This window comes from Njordella calcicola (assembly GCF_056494125.1).
Window position 1 is genome coordinate 7,023,408 of sequence record NZ_CM151396.1, and the last position, 16,620, is coordinate 7,040,027.

Annotated in this window: 10 protein-coding genes; 5 read left to right on the top strand and 5 right to left on the bottom strand. The window is 51.9% G+C overall.

Features of this window, described 5'->3' with window-relative positions; genetic code table 11:
• Nucleotides 1-71 precede the first annotated feature (71 nt).
• From SH302x_RS27165 to SH302x_RS27175, 3 genes are all read right to left on the bottom strand, one after another.
• Nucleotides 72-1,733, bottom strand: a complete 1,662-nt coding sequence (locus tag SH302x_RS27165) for a HEAT repeat domain-containing protein (protein WP_479366268.1) — start codon at nt 1,731-1,733, stop codon at nt 72-74.
• Nucleotides 1,734-1,870: 137 nt separating this feature from the next.
• A complete protein-coding gene (locus SH302x_RS27170) occupies nt 1,871-3,109 on the bottom strand; it encodes a C39 family peptidase (RefSeq protein WP_479366270.1) in 1,239 nt (412 codons plus the stop codon).
• A gap of 266 nt (nt 3,110-3,375) precedes the next feature.
• The gene (locus SH302x_RS27175) at nt 3,376-3,984 is read right to left on the bottom strand and encodes a YMGG-like glycine zipper-containing protein (RefSeq protein WP_479366271.1); all 609 of its coding nucleotides are present in this window, start codon (nt 3,982-3,984) and stop codon (nt 3,376-3,378) included.
• Between the two features lie 1,839 nt (nt 3,985-5,823).
• Between SH302x_RS27175 and SH302x_RS27180 the strand changes: the two genes are divergently transcribed.
• The 5 genes from SH302x_RS27180 to SH302x_RS27200 all read left to right on the top strand — a co-directional run bounded on the left by SH302x_RS27180 (nt 5,824) and on the right by SH302x_RS27200 (nt 11,729).
• Nucleotides 5,824-7,167 carry a serine/threonine-protein kinase gene (locus SH302x_RS27180; RefSeq protein ID WP_479366273.1) on the top strand — a complete coding sequence of 448 codons (1,344 nt, stop codon included), beginning with the start codon at nt 5,824-5,826 and terminating at the stop codon, nt 7,165-7,167.
• 595 nt (nt 7,168-7,762) lie between these two features.
• The gene (locus SH302x_RS27185; RefSeq protein ID WP_479364550.1) at nt 7,763-9,226 is read left to right on the top strand and encodes an IS701 family transposase; all 1,464 of its coding nucleotides are present in this window, start codon (nt 7,763-7,765) and stop codon (nt 9,224-9,226) included.
• Between the two features lie 89 nt (nt 9,227-9,315).
• A complete protein-coding gene (locus SH302x_RS27190; RefSeq protein ID WP_479366274.1) occupies nt 9,316-9,954 on the top strand; it encodes a hypothetical protein in 639 nt (212 codons plus the stop codon).
• Between the two features lie 145 nt (nt 9,955-10,099).
• Entirely contained in the window at nt 10,100-11,218 is a 1,119-nt protein-coding gene (locus SH302x_RS27195) for a hypothetical protein (RefSeq protein WP_479366275.1), read from the top strand.
• Between the two features lie 31 nt (nt 11,219-11,249).
• Nucleotides 11,250-11,729: a hypothetical protein gene (locus SH302x_RS27200; protein ID WP_479366276.1), complete on the top strand. Its 480-nt coding sequence runs from the start codon at nt 11,250-11,252 to the stop codon at nt 11,727-11,729.
• A gap of 129 nt (nt 11,730-11,858) precedes the next feature.
• Here the strand turns inward: SH302x_RS27200 and SH302x_RS27205 are convergent, their stop codons facing one another.
• A complete protein-coding gene (locus tag SH302x_RS27205) occupies nt 11,859-14,954 on the bottom strand; it encodes a CHAT domain-containing tetratricopeptide repeat protein (protein ID WP_479366278.1) in 3,096 nt (1,031 codons plus the stop codon).
• A gap of 809 nt (nt 14,955-15,763) precedes the next feature.
• Nucleotides 15,764-16,333, bottom strand: coding sequence for a hypothetical protein (locus SH302x_RS27210; protein WP_479366279.1), 570 nt, complete (start codon nt 16,331-16,333; stop codon nt 15,764-15,766).
• Nucleotides 16,334-16,620: the final 287 nt, after the last annotated feature.

A 16,620-nucleotide genomic window follows, 5' to 3' on the forward strand; every position in this document is an offset into this window, starting at 1 on the left:
TAGCGACTATCTGCATCTCGTTTCAACGATTCCTGAGTAACGATGTTCAGGGCTGCTTGAGTCTACTGCAATCAGATTTGTGTCTGCCGCGGAAGGTGTCTGGCAATATATGCCGCACACTCTGCTACCGTCGCGAATTCCGCTTCGATGTGGACAGAGCCGACGCCGATCTCTACCCTCGCAACTAGAGATTGCGTTCCAGTGACGTAAAGAAAATGAAGACCTCGATGAGGTGCTACATGGTCAATGCCAAGGCACTTAAATGGACCAAGGTTGGGGAGGCTTTGGTCATTAATTTCCTTGATAAACGGCAAAAACTCCTCTAACTCGCCAACCGCCGCTTGGATCTCGTCGTGAGATGACAGTCCAAATCGCAAAACGATTTGTCCCGTATCCGACGAGACTCCCGCACTGTTAATGTGGGCCCAACGATTCTCAAACCATGGTTCGTAGATTAGGGGAAAGTCATGGTCGATGTTTATCAAATTCATTCCCAGCAAGAGTTCTGGAGTCAGATCATTTTCACTTAGATCAGCCCAGGGTTTTGACAGTTCCCATGCCGCCGCCTCCGAAATTGTTTCCGAAGAATCTTTACGGAGCAGATTAAGAAGCCGAACTCGGTCGTTTGACTGCTGATACTTCGCCAGTTCCAGCAAAGATAATTTAGCCTGTTCGTCGAATGACTCCAGCGTTTCATGGATGACCGTCGTGATATCCTGCACCGGCACAGGTAGGCCGAGCTTCAGCAGTTGGATTGTGGCTTCAATTCGAACTCGCAAACAGTCGTCTATCCGTCCCCGGTTCAGAAGTGTTTCTGCTTCATCAACTCGCCCAGTTTCGTAGAAGAAGCTTGGTAGAATCCTAACCAGTTCCTGACGTACTTTGGCAGCACTGTGATGTATGACGGTCGTTGCAATTTGATCACACACAGCATTCCGGTCCTCAATGTTCGCAATTGCTGCCGTGATTTCCCAGCACGTTCCGTCATCTTCATCGATGAGTGCTTCGATGAGTGTTGGTAGTATCTCGGTACAACGAATGCAGCTCCAGGTCAGAAAGGTTGCGGCCAACTGCCGATCTTCCTCGACAGCCAGTGCCTTGACCAGCACATCCATTGCATCAACGGCGCCAGGCTCGATTCGAAAAAGGGTAAATGCGGCCGAGAGGCGACCTTCGCCGTCGACGGTTTGCATGGATTCACGAATAGCTGGTATCCATGCCTGCATCAAATCTGGCGATTGGGATCGAACATACTGTAGCACTTGGGCGGTGAACTCTGGCCTCGGCAACAGAGATTGAAGTGCAGACTGAAAGGGGCGAGGATCAAATCCCGAGGACAGAATTGCATTGAGCGCGTTGAATCGTTGTGCCGGTGTTCCGCTATCGAAGATCCGCTGAAAAATAGGGATTGCCCGACTTCCACGATTGGCAAGGGCTTCGATCGCAAGCTGCGAAGTCTGTGCGTCTGCATCGTCTACGCATTGTTCCATCAAAGATAGAATTCTCTCGTCGGCTAGCGCAAAGTTCGCGACCAACGACATAGCACGTCTTCGAACGCCTACGTTACGGCTGCTGAGACATCTAGCAAGCGTGTCTTGATGATTACGGAATTGCTCAACGATGAAGTTCAATGCCTTCAACCCCTCGATCATTATCCGGTCATGTCCACTATTAAGTTGCCCCCAGATCCGATTGACATAGGCATCAAGCATTTGTGGTTCATTCTCTTGCATAGTGATCCAACTTTGATCTTATGGCTGCTACAAGCGACAAAAGCGGGACGGCGATACTGTCTAGTCTTACGACAATCGCCAAGCCCGCTTTGATAATTCATGATAGCAAAATTTGCTCATTTAGCTTGTCTAGATTCCTAAACGATAAAAGTTCTAGGGACTACTCCTAACCCCCTAAGGAATGTGTTTCCTGCGGCACTTGAACTCCAATCGTAGGCTGACCGAAAGCTACTATATGACATTTCATAACGACGACCGTCTGTATCAGTGTAGAAAATCTTCTGCGCGGCAGAGTCAAAACCATCGACTGCAATCCAGTGCAGAGAGGGAATACTCAACTTCGTCAACTGTCCCAAAAATCCACCACCGACTTGTACGCTCATAGACCCGTTGCGGATCAAGGCAACGACAGGGCGTCCTTCATTGAGATGGTTTAGGATTTGATCAAAGCTAGAATTCGTCTTCAAACTAAATCGGTAATTGCCCAACCCTCGTGCATTTGCGTTCATCGCGTTGACCAAAGTGGACCCAGTAGTGCCTAGGTTCCATTTGGAGACCAACGACCGTTCCGAAGCAGAATCGATGATTCGTTGCAGACTCGCAGTTCCTCCATGGGCCCCCATCACTCGCCAAGCCGAATTAGGACCACAGGTGTTCGGTGACTGTGGGCTTCCTGATCGCAATGAGATGTTAACATTTTCAATCCCGGTAATCCTTTCGCGTGCTTGCGATAAAATCGCCGTATCGTACCCAATACCCCCATGCAACTCATCGTTGCCTTCCCCCCCATCGAGCGTGTCGTTGCCTACACCGCCCCAAAGCTTATCACTGTCCATTCCTCCGAAAATTTGGTCGTTGCCATCCCCTCCTACGAGTTCGTCATTGCCAGCTCCTCCAAGCAGAATGTCATTGCCAGCTCCTCCAAAAATGACATCATTCCCACCATTCCCTTGTAGAGTATCGCTGCCAGTCCCCCCATCTAGATAGTCATTTCTACCGGCTCCCTCGAGATAGTCATCACCGGCGCCACCCCAGGCTGCAAACTTCATAGTACCTATGATGCCGAAGAAGCGGTCGTTCGCCGCTCCTCCCACGAAGCGTACTTGTCCAATTCCGCTCATAGGGTATTGGCGATCGAACCCATTTTCCCGGTCGGTGACGCGAATATTGGAGCCGCTCTGTGAGACCACGACATGACTAGGACGATTGTCACTGAATATGTCGAGGGTCTTATCGTTGCCGCTCGTTCCGAACTGCACGATTGAGACCGCGAAAAGCTCGCGTTTTTCAAGTGATTCAAATTGAAACGATCGCTTAGTTTGCTTTCTGGTTGGCTGGCCCCGAAGGCATGCGGTAAGGGATTTAATAGCCTTCATCTTGTTTCTCGACTTTCTTCTTGTACTACAGTTCTAGTTGCGGCACTCGCATGTGCCGACTACCAAAGAAAAAGGCTGCTGACCGCTAAGAGATTTCACGTATCGTGAAATTTTTGTCTTGCCACTCGCGGGAAAGAAGATTGCGTACTTTTGCAGAATCTGGCTGACTGGGATCACATAGAAACAAAAATGCAGCAGGGTTGAGAGCAAACTCCCAACCCCACTGTTTAGCTTGTCATCACTCTGACTTAGGGTATACATGCTAGTCATCGACCGAAGATTGATTTGCGAGCGTTTACCAACTCACGACCAACGGATTTTCGGGCGTTGATGCCTTCGCGAATAATGTCATTTCCGAGGGCCCCGCCTACCTGTCCTCCGGCTTGAGCACCAGCGGCGGCACCAGGCTGGCCTCCATAGAGGGCACCCGCAACGCCACCGACCACCGCGCCAACATTCTGACCCGTTCGAGCACGTTCCTGCTCTTTACGCATGCGATTTTCTTCAGCGATCCGTCGATTGTAGTTATCGCGTTCCAGTTGTTGCTGATATGCCATTTGTCGCAAACGTTCGGCCTCGATTTGTTGCTGACGAAGAATGGCTTGCTGTCGAGCCTGCTGTTCCTGCTGCGCCTGCATGTTGGCCCATTGTTGAGCCTGCAATTGTTGCTGATGGCGCCACTGTTGTTCGCGATGGAACTGGTCTTGCTGAGCCCGCATCTGTTGATTGTTTGCGATTCCTTGGATGACAGCCTGGGCGATACCCAAGACAATCTCTCCGTCTCGATTTGGTTGGCGGTATTGCGCATGGACTTCTCCAAGATTAGCCAAACAGCCTGTGAGCAAACCCGCGACTAGCATCTTCGTTTTCATCATTTGTGCCCTTGTGAAGGAACCAATTTTTGTCGAGGCCCATTGCCTCGCGTTCAACAAGGAAAGGCTAATTCGGTCGTACCTATTTCAAAGAAACTGAAGCGACCAGAAACTTTTTGCCACAACGTTTTTGCAGCTTTCGTTCCGTCCCTGTAGGACGACAGCTTTATTGCCTTCGGTAACGTTTGGCAGAACAGGTGCGAGTAGCACTTGCGGCGAGTAGTTGGTTCGCCCCAGTTGATTTGTCCAGGCATGCCAAATGCTACTGAGCTTGATTTCTTCTCTTAGAACCGACAATTCATGAGTCCAGCATGTGGCTACAAGCGAAGCGATACGATTAATTCGCAACAGTCAACTTGAATATCGATTGGCAGTTCAAGATAATACGGCGAGATCAAGGCCTGCCGACTTTGACAGATTCCAGCTACCAGATGAATACCTTACCGAGCCCTGTAAAATGTTATATCTGAACTAGAATTGTGTTGAACAGCAAGCTTTTGCCATGCTCGACGACAGCAGTTGAATCCGAAGGACATCGATATTAAAAAATAACCAAGCTTAAGGCTTGGCTGTCAGGTACAACTCCGTTCGCTCTATGAGCAGACGAACTTTCCACGCCAAGTTGGTTAACGGACAAGGATGGTGACGTATGACAAACCAAATAACGCAGCATTATTCCGTCGATACATTTCGCCTTCTACTTGCAGGGCATTTGACCAGCTCACAAATAGACGCGATCGAAGCACATTTGCAATCCTGCCCGGACTGCTCCCTACTGCTCCAACGTACAACAGACGTTGACGATCCATTGATTTGTTTACTAAGAGAGAATAACCCTGGTTTATTCGATTCGGTAGTCTTACAAATTCGCGTTCGCACGCATCAGGGAGCAGTGATCTCTTGCGAACTACTCAAACCCCTTGAAATCGGTCGGCAATTCGAGACTGAAATGCTTTTACCTTCATTTCAGCCTGGCCAGGATTTTGATCGGCTTAGGATCGCTCCACTCAGCTTCCGTCGAATTTCCCGAAGGCATCTGTTGCTCACTCCGCTAAGCAGTTCGTCGGTACAGATCAAGAACTTAACCAACAATTGCGTAGTCGTGTTGAATCGCCGATTGAAGATACTACCGGGAGAGACTCGAGAAGCAAACACGCCCGTGGACTTATGGCTCGGACAATACACGATACAGGTTAGCAATAGGTCTAACCTCGGCTGATCTCGCAATCAAACGCACCGAATTGTCAATTGATTTGCACGTGAACTATAGAGCGTATTTTGTCGGTTCGCTAATTAGCTGGACAGCGCCAAGTTCCCGCTGGTGTATAGGCTTCAGCCGATGCTTTGAGCATTGGGCCAAAGCGGCTAAAGCCTGTAAGCCAGGGGGTTTGCGACTAAGCTATGACCCCAACTTGGCACCCTACAGCTAGGCTCTATTTCCGATTTGTCTTTGTGTTCCGATTCACGCTTGGCTGGAGCGACCGGCCTCTATTCAGTTTCTGTTCGTAGACTGGCAGTTCTTGGCGAGAGTGCGGCATACCAGGACTAGTTGATGCTTACCCAGCGCACTCGTGGGCATCCTTCCCACGCGCAGCCGCCCAGGTCGCAGCTGCCTTCGCCTCGTGTCTGTTTCTTACGGGCTAATCATTTGGTATATTGACTCCTGTAGGACTATCGGAACTAAACACAGGGGACTGAGAACCCTCGCGAGTTCCGCACCCCACAAACTCACGCCCATGTTGGGCGTACTTGCACGTGAAGCGGCACTCCGTCGTGATTTTACTTATTGGCGATCCCCCATGCCGCTTGGTGATCGTTTGTTCGACGGCGGAGAGGCGCTCGATGGCAGAATCCGATGCACGCACACTGACGCAGGCGACACCTTCGCAAGTTGATGCGTCTGGGGAGGGACGATTCTGCGCAGGCGCACGTATCGGCCCATATTGCCTCGTTCAGTTTCTCGGTCGAGGCGCGTTCGGAGAGGTCTGGCTCGCTGAACGGGACAGCGCGATCGCCAAGAACCTGCTGGCCGTCAAAATACCGCTGCACGCCGGTATCGATCTAAACGCAGTTCGGAAAGAAGCCGAGGTGTGGGTTAAAGCTGGGAACCATCCGAACATTCTCCCTCTGTTCGAGGCGAACTTTTATGACGGCCAAGTCGTCATCGTCAGTGAATACGCCCCCGACGGTTGCCTCAAACAATGGCTCGGCAAGCACGACTGCAAGGCTCCATCGTTCGATGTGGCTGTCGATATGGCAATGGCTATTCTGGCGGGGTTAGAGCACCTACACGTCCGGGGAATCGTTCACCGCGACCTTAAGCCGGCCAACGTGCTAATGCAAGGCGAATGCCCCCGGATCGCGGACTTCGGGTTGGCCCGCGTCCTCGATCCGGGGGCAATGGTCAGTTTGGCGGCTGGCACCCCGGCCTACATGGCCCCCGAAGCGTTCGACGGTCAGCGGTCCGTGCAGACGGACCTCTGGTCGGTCGGCGTGATGCTCTACCAAATGCTCGGTGGGAGCCTGCCGTTCCCGTCCGGCGACCTGATGCGGCTGATGAAGGCCATTGCCACGGTCCCGCCGGCCCCGCTGTCCGAGACTATTCCGTCGCCTCTCCGCCAAACCGTATTCGGAGCGCTCGACAAAGACCCACGGTGTCGGTTCCGGTCCGCTGCGGACATGCGGGCCGCCTTACGGGATACGCTGCGGCACTTGGGTTCCCGCACGGTCTCAACCCTCGCCCCAAAGTCCCGTGGTGCCCGCACTGTCGCCGTCACCGGGTCGATGCAAGCCGATCCCCGTCGAACCGCTCACCGTGTCCAGACGCTGCTTGAACCCTATTGTGGCCATCAAACGACCTGGTATTGTGGCACGGTCGGGACCGTGGATGAGTGTGCTGCAAAGTTCCTTCTCGGCGAAACTCAGCGGGTGATCGGGGTGGGCTATGGCGCCAGCGACATCACGCCAACCATGAGTGCTTTGCTCGCTCGGAACGGAGCACCGTTCGTAGATGCCCAGAACGAACAAGTGCCAAGGGTTCCCAACGCCCCGAGCCGACGAGACATGTTTCTCCTTACAAAGGCGGATTTGATCGTGCTGTTTTGGGATGGGGTCAGCCCCGGTACCGCCGCGCTGCTTGCGTGGTTGCGGCAACAGCACAAGGATCATGTTGTCGGGTTCATCTAGCCGCAAAGTCACGCCGACCGCTGCAGGCTGGGGTCACAGAACACTGCTGACGAAGCTTCCAATCCAGCTCAATTGCCAATAACTTGTGAAAGAGCACCTTCTGCTTGGCTTGGTCGAATCGAGCAAGCAACTCTTCGATGCTTGGCTTTAAACCACTTTCAACTTCAAATTGAAACGAATCGAGATCGGACAAACAATGACTACCAAGACTGACCGTGGCTAATTTTCATTTATGGGGATTATACCAAAACCTACATGATGATGTGCCCATTGCGCCGTGGACGATCTCGCTTCATCCGCTTCTTAATGCGTCGTTTCATTTAATGTCCTTCGACAGGGGATCTGACTCGGATTCAAATATTGACCGAACTCATGCCTGCCGAAACCTCAGTAAGTCCGTGAGGCACGACGTTAATTTCCATTCTTGTTAGATTTTGAGAAATGAACTGCGGGCAATCGGCCTTTCATAGATGTATTCCACACTGCACTTTAGGGAATCTCATCAATCAAGTCGAGGATTGATCTTGCCACGAAAAAGGCCCTTCGGGAAATTGGAGGTTACCACACCAAACCAATCATCCACAAAGGGCCAAGGATGGCTAAGCGTAAACACTCCGGCAGACCTCCACAAGCTCAACATGCTGCGAAATCCACGTCGTCTCAACACGACAAACGGCAGAGGTTGGTTACGGCCAATCCGAATCGTCAATCCACTGAAGCTGCCAGCGTGCCACTGCTGGGCGGTATAGCCACACTCACTACCGCCATGAGCAGCTTGCTGGACAAGCGAATCGCGTTCCGGCTGCCGATTGTTGTTGCCGGAGCTTTGCTGGCCGGAGGTCGCCGGACGGCCGCCAGTTGGTTTCGATGTGCGGGTGTCAAAGACGATTGGGATCGCTTTTATGAACTGCTTCAATCCGTCGGCAAGAACGCCGCTGCGTTGGCGTTTGCGGTTCTTGGGGTAATCCTCAGAAAGTTTGATCCTGGTGAAAAAGGTTACTGGACGATGGCCATCGACGATTCGCCAACCAGACGATTTGGGCCATGCGTGGAGGCGGCCAACATTCACCACAATCCGACTCCTGGCCCGGGTGATGGAGACTGGCTCTACGGACACAACTGGGTCTGCTTGGCGATGCTGATAAGCCGTCCGCTGTTTGGCATAATCGCGCTGCCCATATTGTCGATGTTGTACGTTCGCGAAGTTGACATCACCAAGCTGAAACAGCGATATGAATGGGAATTTCGCACTAAACACGAACTCGCCTTGGAGCTCTGCCGAAAAGTGATGCGGACCCTTAGAGCCCTGGGAAGCAAGGCTGGGTTCATCGTCGTGTTCGACGGAGCGTATGCAGCGATGGCGTTGATCCGACCGCTGATTGCCGAAGGGGCGATCATAGTGACGAGGCTGCGTAGTGACGCCAAGCTGTTTGAGCTTCCCGTGAACAAAACCGGACAGCGTGGTCGGCCTCGCAAATACGGCAAGAACCGCATCAGCCTCAAAAAGCGAGCGACTAATCGTCGAGGTTGGAAAACGATTAGCTACTGTTGTCGCGGCGTTATGGTCGAGCGTCGCTACAAGACATTTTTGGCGACAAGCCAAGTTGTGGGTGGGACAGTTCGAGTGGTACTGCTGGAATACACCAAGGGTAATTGGGCGGCGTACGTTAGCACTGACGCTTTGATGGGCGTCGAGATGATTCTGAAAACAGCGTCGGATCGGTGGGCGATCGAAGAGCATTTTCATGACGTCAAAGAAATCTGGGGTGCAGGTGAGCAGCAAGTTCGTAACGTGTGGTCGAGCATTGGCTGCTGGAACCTGTGTGGATGGTTGTATACACTGGTTGAATTGGAGTGTTGGGATCACACGAGTGAACAACTGGTGGACCGAAGCGATCGTCCATGGGACAATCCAACTCGCCGTCCTTCGCACAATGACCGCCGGCGAGGAATAGCCCGGAAAATGCTGCGCGAAGTATTTTTGAGAGATCTCCAATCTGCCGCCGATCCATCAAAAATACGCGACCGATTCGAAAGACTCTTGGCCCTAGCGGCATAAGCCTAGCACGCTATTCCAACAATCCCCTAAAGTGCAGTTCCACAGGAATGACAGCGTAAACATCAAATTCAAAACATCGGGAAACGAATATGAAAAACTTGTTGCTCAACTCCTTGGTCGTTGTCTGCCTTGCGGTATGCTGCCGATCAACAATCGCTCAGGGGGTTTTTGGTGAGGAAGTGGTACTCAAACCTGCTTATCGTATTGAACACCACTATGATCGTCAGGATTCGTATGCAGGAGGTAGGGCGAGTGTATCGCAGAATGGTAAGAATCGATGGCTGGAACGCCGTATTCGATTTATCAACATCGATTACATCGGACCGGCTGTCGAGGACTTTTGGCGTGTAGCTTTCCTTGAGGCCGCGCAACACAATCAGAACGAGGGCGTGACTTATCACATGGGGCGTGACGGCGATTACTTTCTGGTTTCCGGGCTCTCGGCATCACGTCAACGAATCGTTGGTTGGCACGACGATACAACGAAAGAATACGGCTATCTTGTGATCACACGGGTCACTGAGTCGAAAGTTTTTTACACGAAAAATGATGGACAACGTAAAGTTTCAGTAGCCGATCCAAATCATTTCGTGGATTGGCGCCTTGGTCGAGAGGCAGGAGACTGGGACGCCGGCTGGATTAATGTCGCATCGGTTCAGGTTTGGCATCATACCAATTACGGCACCCAAGCGGGCGTCTCATTGCGACTGCGCAGCATACGACCCTAGATGTCGACGATACGTCAATGACATTTCATCCCAAATCCCTGTAAAATGATTGCTATGCACGGTCAGGTTTAAGCGACTCGTGGCCCAGTGGCATTGATCCGGCTGGCATAAGAGGAACCCAGCTGTGGTATCAGGAGAATATGATATGCAAGTTTTATTCGGTTTGAGTATTGCCGTTTGGCTTATCTGTGGCTACATCTCGTTCCAACTGTTTCGCTACCGATATCGCAATGTAAAATTCTGGACATGCCGATTTGCAGCCATTGCGATTCTTGCTCGATTGCTTGCCGGGCCGATTGGCTTAATTTCGGAATTGGTGTCATGGTGGTGCCCTAGGGATTGGCAACTCCTTCTAAAAAATGATGTTGCGACTGCCAACCGCGCCAGAAAATGGCGCAGCTACGGACAAGGCGGGGCCAATAAACTCACTCATGCATCCACTGCCGTGAATCAGGCGACGGCTAATGCAACCTGCGTCGACGACCCCATCCCCTGCAACGCGCGCGGTGTCAGGCTTCAGAGAAACGCCACTTCTGTCTTGGAGTTGGGACGAGGACGTGAGGCAAACGTTGAGCAAAGTGACGGAGTCAGCCTTGCAACGAAGCTCGGGGCCCGAAAGCCATCCACGATTTTCGATTGGCAACGAGTTTGTCCATCGGCATCTTATGAAGCCTTGCGCATCATCGTTGCCGAACTTGGCACAGGACTGGGTGTACCAGGACGTTACCTTCGGCCAACAGATCACTTCGACGAAGAACTTGTACTCGACCAACGACTTCGCGATCGTCGAGGCCATAGCGCGCGAGAATTGGTCGCCGACGCTTTGGAGGCCAAGTTTCAGTCACGTCCAAGTGGCGACTGGACTTGTCTGCTCGATGTGGTGCTTGAGATGATAGAGTTTGTAACTTTACCAAGAGTCCCTTTTCGTAAAATTTGTACTGGCGGTATCGATTTTGAGATCGACCTTTCGTTCTTCCCAAACCCAAAGCCGACTTTTGCTTATGTTGACGATTTTGGCCGACAACCGGAAATGTTACAGGGGCTTGAGACTTGCGGGAATCTCACGATTGATGGACAGCCCGATTACATGTGGCTGCAAGGGCCAAGGTCTTGCAGGTTGTTTACTGTGTGCAGTCCACAGTCTGGAGCAAAATTCGTTTGCTTTGGGGCTGGCGGTGGAGGCGAATTCTGTCTGGAAGTTTACCATGTAACCGACGGCAATTTGGCTGAATTGATTTACCAGAACGATTATTGTGCTAAATGAGCTACAGCAGATAATTCCATACGGAGCAAAAATGATGAATTCAAAACTCAACTGGCATGAACTTATTCAAGGCCATGAAGGAATCCTACGTCATTTTGATTCTGTTTCGGAATTGGAGCCCCTCCTGCTCATCGGTCTGAATTTTGACTCACGACAGTTAGATTTAGTATTCTTTTCGCCCTGTGTGCCAAGACGTTCTACGGCAAAGTGGTCCAACGACCTCGACGGTGGAACAAAGATAAGAATAGTCGGGGGAACTAACCGCTTGACCTTAAATGAGCCTCGCTATTCAGCATTAACTTCGATAGAAACATCCACCTGCCTGGTTACAGGAGTGTCATTTTCTGGTGGGCAAGCAACCGAGCAGGAATTTCAAGGAGTATCTTTAAGCCTCCACCAACATGGAGAAATTGTTGTAGCCGCAGTTTGTGATACGCTTCGATTACAAGGAATCCAACCAATCGACAAACGTGAAGCAGACCACTACAAAAACCCGGAAAGATACGCTTGATGAGCGAGGTAATTCCGGGGACTAACCTCCGAGATAGATTGCGCGCAAGACGTTCCCAAGGTGTGGTACGACCAAGACAATGAACAGACCCCTATGCCGAACGTTAAAACAATCGACATACGAAGCGTTCTACCGTGGGTCACCGCTCAGTTGAAAGGCGGCCCAGTAGGCGGGAAGGCTGCGAGAGCTGGAGGTTCCTTGCGTTGCGGTACGATCTATCGGTTTCGTCTCGCGAATGCCTCCGCGAGTGGTTAGGTCGCGGTCGTCGATGACGTCTGGATTCTTCATCAGCCATAGCTGCGCTTGGCGAAGCGATTCTAGCGTACCGAGCTTGCGGTCAAATAAGTTGCGATAGAACTCCTCCATCAACGCCCTGGTAGCAGCGTCGTCAACTTGCCAGAGACTGGTTACGGTACTGCGGGCTCCAGCTATCTGAAAAGCACGCTGCAAGCCGAGAATGCCCTCGCCGCCTGCGGTCTCTCCCAACCCTGTTTCGCACGCGGACAGCACGGCCAACTCTACACCCTCAAGCGGAAGGTGGGCGATTTCGTCGGCGGTCATGATCCCATCATCGCTCACTTCTGAAAAAAGCAACCCATCGTTTGACTGCGCCGGACGATTGACTCCCGCGAATACCAAACCTGAAAGTTGACCAGGACTGTAGCCGACAAAACGGTTCTGCTGACTGCTTGAAAGTCCAGCCAAGTCCTTTTCCGACTTGGCTATCGCCTCAGAAGAAAACGCACTGCGCATCTCGGGAGGCGCAAAGAACCCATGTGTCGCCAAATGCAACCACTGAGCCTTTCCTGCGGCCTCTCGGAAGGCCGACTCGGTCGCCTTGCTGCCTCGTAATTGAACCACTTCGCCCCGGAACAGCTTAGCAACGGTATCGAGTTCTATTCCCGTCTCAGCCAGCGGCCCCCAGGTCAGTCCGCCCCGGGTGCGGCTGGCCAACAAAAATGAGCCAGGGGCACTCGGAGATGAAGATGGCTCTGCATCGGATTCACTGACCGCATCATAGTCAACGGCGCCCATCAACAAACCGGTCAAGGTCCCTGCGGCCGAATCTGCCAAGAGTCTCGATTCCTGGGCCCCACGCTCCATTAGTTTTGGCAGTAGGATCGGAACAGGGAGCATGACGATCGCGTGGTCTTCGATAAGGTAACTTCCTTGCGATTTACCCGGAAGTGCCGCAAACGGTAATTGGCCTAGCACTCCATCGGTTGAGACGAAGACTAGGTTCGCAGCGTCGATCCAGGGAAGCAAGGGCTCCCAAAGCTGCTTGCGTAGCTGCTCGCCAGCTTGACGGGCCTCGCCGCTAGCTCCTAGCGAGGATCTCCAGCGTTGAATCGCAGCACCTGCTTCTGTGGCGGAACCGAGGTCGATCATCACTGGCTCCTGGTCGCCGCTCATTACAGTAGCTACTAGCGATCGGCCTTTCTTACCTGCGTACTCTAAGTAATCGATGATTACGCCATTGGATGGAATTGCCTGGCGGATATCCTCCAGCGACGCCTTCTTCTGTGCTCGGCGGAACGCGGCACTGGTGCGCATGAGATCCGCTTCAAGCTGTTCCTTCTTTTCACCCAGCTTCGCTACTTGCCTTTTCCAAGCATCAAGTTTGTCGGGCCCCGGCACGGCTCGTAGCAGAGCTGACAACTGCTGGGTAGTGCGCTGCAATTGCTGGAAGGACTCAGCGATAGTCGGATCATCGCTCACCTGCCGTAAAGCACGCAATCGTACTAGCACGGCACCCTTCCAAGCGACCATTTGCTGCGTGATCCATTGAGGTCGCGGTTTCATCGCTAGCACACAGTTTATGGAATTGTCGAGCTGATATCTTAGCGACTGACTCATGGCAATTTGCTGTTGCTCAGTCAGGATACTCGCCGTCTCGTCCAAGTGCCGTATAGAGATTTCGAGTGCCCGCGCGTATAGCGGATCGGCTCTCGCGTAATCCCTCACGTGTTGGTGTAGCAACGCTAGATTATTCAGGCTTAGTGCGTAGCGGGGGTGCTGCTCGCCAAGCACGGCTTTTCTAATCTCCAGGGCTTGCTTAAGGAGCGAATCGGCTAGCGCGTAATCGCCCTTTTTTAAGTAGAGTCTCGCTAGATTGTCCAGGCTTCCGGCGTAGTGAGGATGTCGATCTCCCAGCACGGCTTTTCGAATCTCCAGGGCCTGTTTGTAGAGTGATTCGGCTTGCGCATACTCACCCATTTGGTGGTAGAGCGACGCTAGCCTATCAAGGCTTGTAGCGTAGTCCTTGTGCCGCTCGCCAAGCACGGCTTTTCGAATCTCCAAGGCCTGTTTGTAGAGTGGCTCGGCTTGCGCGTAATCACCCTTTCTTAAGTAGAGTCCCGCTAAGTTGTCCAGGCCCATCGCATATTCCGGATGTTGCTCGTCAAAAGCAGTCTTGTAGATCGCCAGGGCTTGCTTGTAGAGTTGCTCTGCTTGCGCGTAATCACCCTTTTTTAAATACAGTACCGCTAGACTGCTCAGGCTGAAGGCGTAGTCAGGATGTCGACCTCCAAGCACTACTTTTCGAATCTCCAGGGCCTGTTTGACAAACGTTTCGGCTCGTGGATCGTCACCAATGTCGAGATAAAGGCTCGCTAGGTTGTTCAGGCTTAAGGCGTAAAGCGAATGGTCCTTGACCGCCTTGTAGATCGCCATGGCGTTTTGGTGGAGGGCTTCGGCTTGCACGTATTCACCCATGTGGCCGTAGAGCGACGCTAGATTGCTCAAGCTTTGGGCGTATTCTAGATTGTGGAGTTTGGCGTATTCCCGGTGCTGCTCGCCAATCACAGCCTTTCGGATCTCCAGGGCCTGCCTAAGCAGCGGCTCGGCTAGCGCGTAATCCCCCGTGTTGACGTAGAGCCTTGCTAGTTTGTTAAGCGAATCGGCGTAGTCACGGTGCTGCTCGCCAAGAACGGATTTTTGGATCTCTAGGACTTGCTTATAGAAAGGCTCCGCTCGCGCGTAGTCTCCCTGATCGAAGTACAGTGATGCTAGACCGATCAGCGTTTTCACTTCTGCTACTGGATCATTTGCGGCTTCGGAATATCTTTCCAACGTATCACGTTGTGGATTGCCGAACTTCCCCCAGACAACGGCTATCCAAACTACAATTAGTATGACTATCAATACTCCAGACCACGGAACATTTTTTTCCCACCATCGCAGCGGCTGTTTAGGGGTGTTAGAAAACTCATGTTGGTCCATCATTCTTGCACCCTTTATTTCTAGGTGGCACTGATGACAAAAGTAAAAGCTTTACCTAGTCCCTTACTTCGCCACGGAAGTACCAATCAACAATTGCCAACCAGTTTATTCCTATACATTTTATCCTCTAGGAAAGCGACCTGCTACTATCAGCATGAAAGCCTTGCTTGATTTATCACCCAACGCCCTTAAAGGCGATTGGAGGTCCTCGAAACATTACGACGAAATGAATACGAAGAAATCCGCTTTGCTCGCGCGGTTCCTCCGAGTGAAACATCGACGGCGCTACTTGCTGTCCCCCAGGAACGGAGCATCCATCGCCTGAATCCATAATCCGTCGCGCTCGGCGATTTGAACTTCGTCGCGTTTTCAGCCTCCCGGGCAGCCAACTGGCTTGAGCAACCGACGAGATACCCAGCAACCAATATCAACCGAGCATAGCACTTGAGCATAGTTGATTTCCAGGTCATAGAGTCATTGAGTAAACTACTCCCACAGATTTGCCGTTGCTAGCCCATGGCCTTCCACGCCGGCAAAAGCGCAACGCATCAATCTCTCGCGAAAATGTTACGACTTGCTTTTGGAGCTTTCCGGTTTATCACCTCTCCGGTTGTGCATGTCAGACCGTCGAAAACAACTTTTCGCTAATTCGCGAAAACCTTGCCAGCTTAGCCAAGCGAAATTCACTTCAGGGAAACCGTGATGTCTCGGTTAAACTTCAATGACTGCATAAGTGCGAGAATCAAGAGCAAAGCAGCCCAACAGGCACGCGGCGAGCGAGGGCCTGTTGGGTTCGACTCGAAGCAGCTGATTTACCAACCAGGGTTATACTGCTGTTGTCGTGGATAAACTGGCTGATTGAAGTTTTGCCTTTGCTGAGGATATCCGTTCATGCCATCCTGTCTGCGTGGCATCGAACCTCCATGCTGGGGCTGTGACTGTAGCAAGGAATTGATAATTCCTCCTATACCGTCGATGATTTGTTGTTGCTGTTGAATTTTTTGTTGGCTCCGTTGCCAATCTTGCTGTTGCTGTAGCAATCGTTGCTGCTCCTGCTGACGTTTCTGGTTGGCAATGCGTTGCTGTTCCTGCTGATAATTTGGATTGGGCGTGTAGTGTGGATTTGATGACGGATAATTGGAAACAGGTGCCACGGGTCTTGAGTTCCCTGGCCCATTCTCGTAAGGCAAGGTTGAAGGGGTTCTTGTTACGCTTGGCAACTGCACTCCGTTGGGCGCAATCTTTCGGATGGCTTCCGGAGTCTGTATAGCTCCGCCTGTCGCCCGGCTGAGCCAGCCCTGGGCAAACAATGTTGGGGTCGGCAGCATGAATACAGTTGCTGCAATCAATTTCAGGGTCGCTGAGGTTCGAGTTCTCATCATTAGTTCCTAAAAGCTGGGGTGAAAAACATTTCAGTTCGGCTGATCAGGGGCAGAGCCCTTGTCATCAACTCTGTCAGAGAGAAATGACATCTTGCGGCCCATTTATTTCAGATAAATTCAGAAGTTACGCTTTTTGGCCGAATTATTTTGCCAATCAAGCGCACCACGAGTAGTCGTTAGGCAAACAACTATTTACGGTAAGTTGCAATGCCTTGCATAGGATAATCGCAGGGAACTGCATCTAAGCACCAGGCGTTTGATATTCGCGGGCACAAGCTAATTTGATT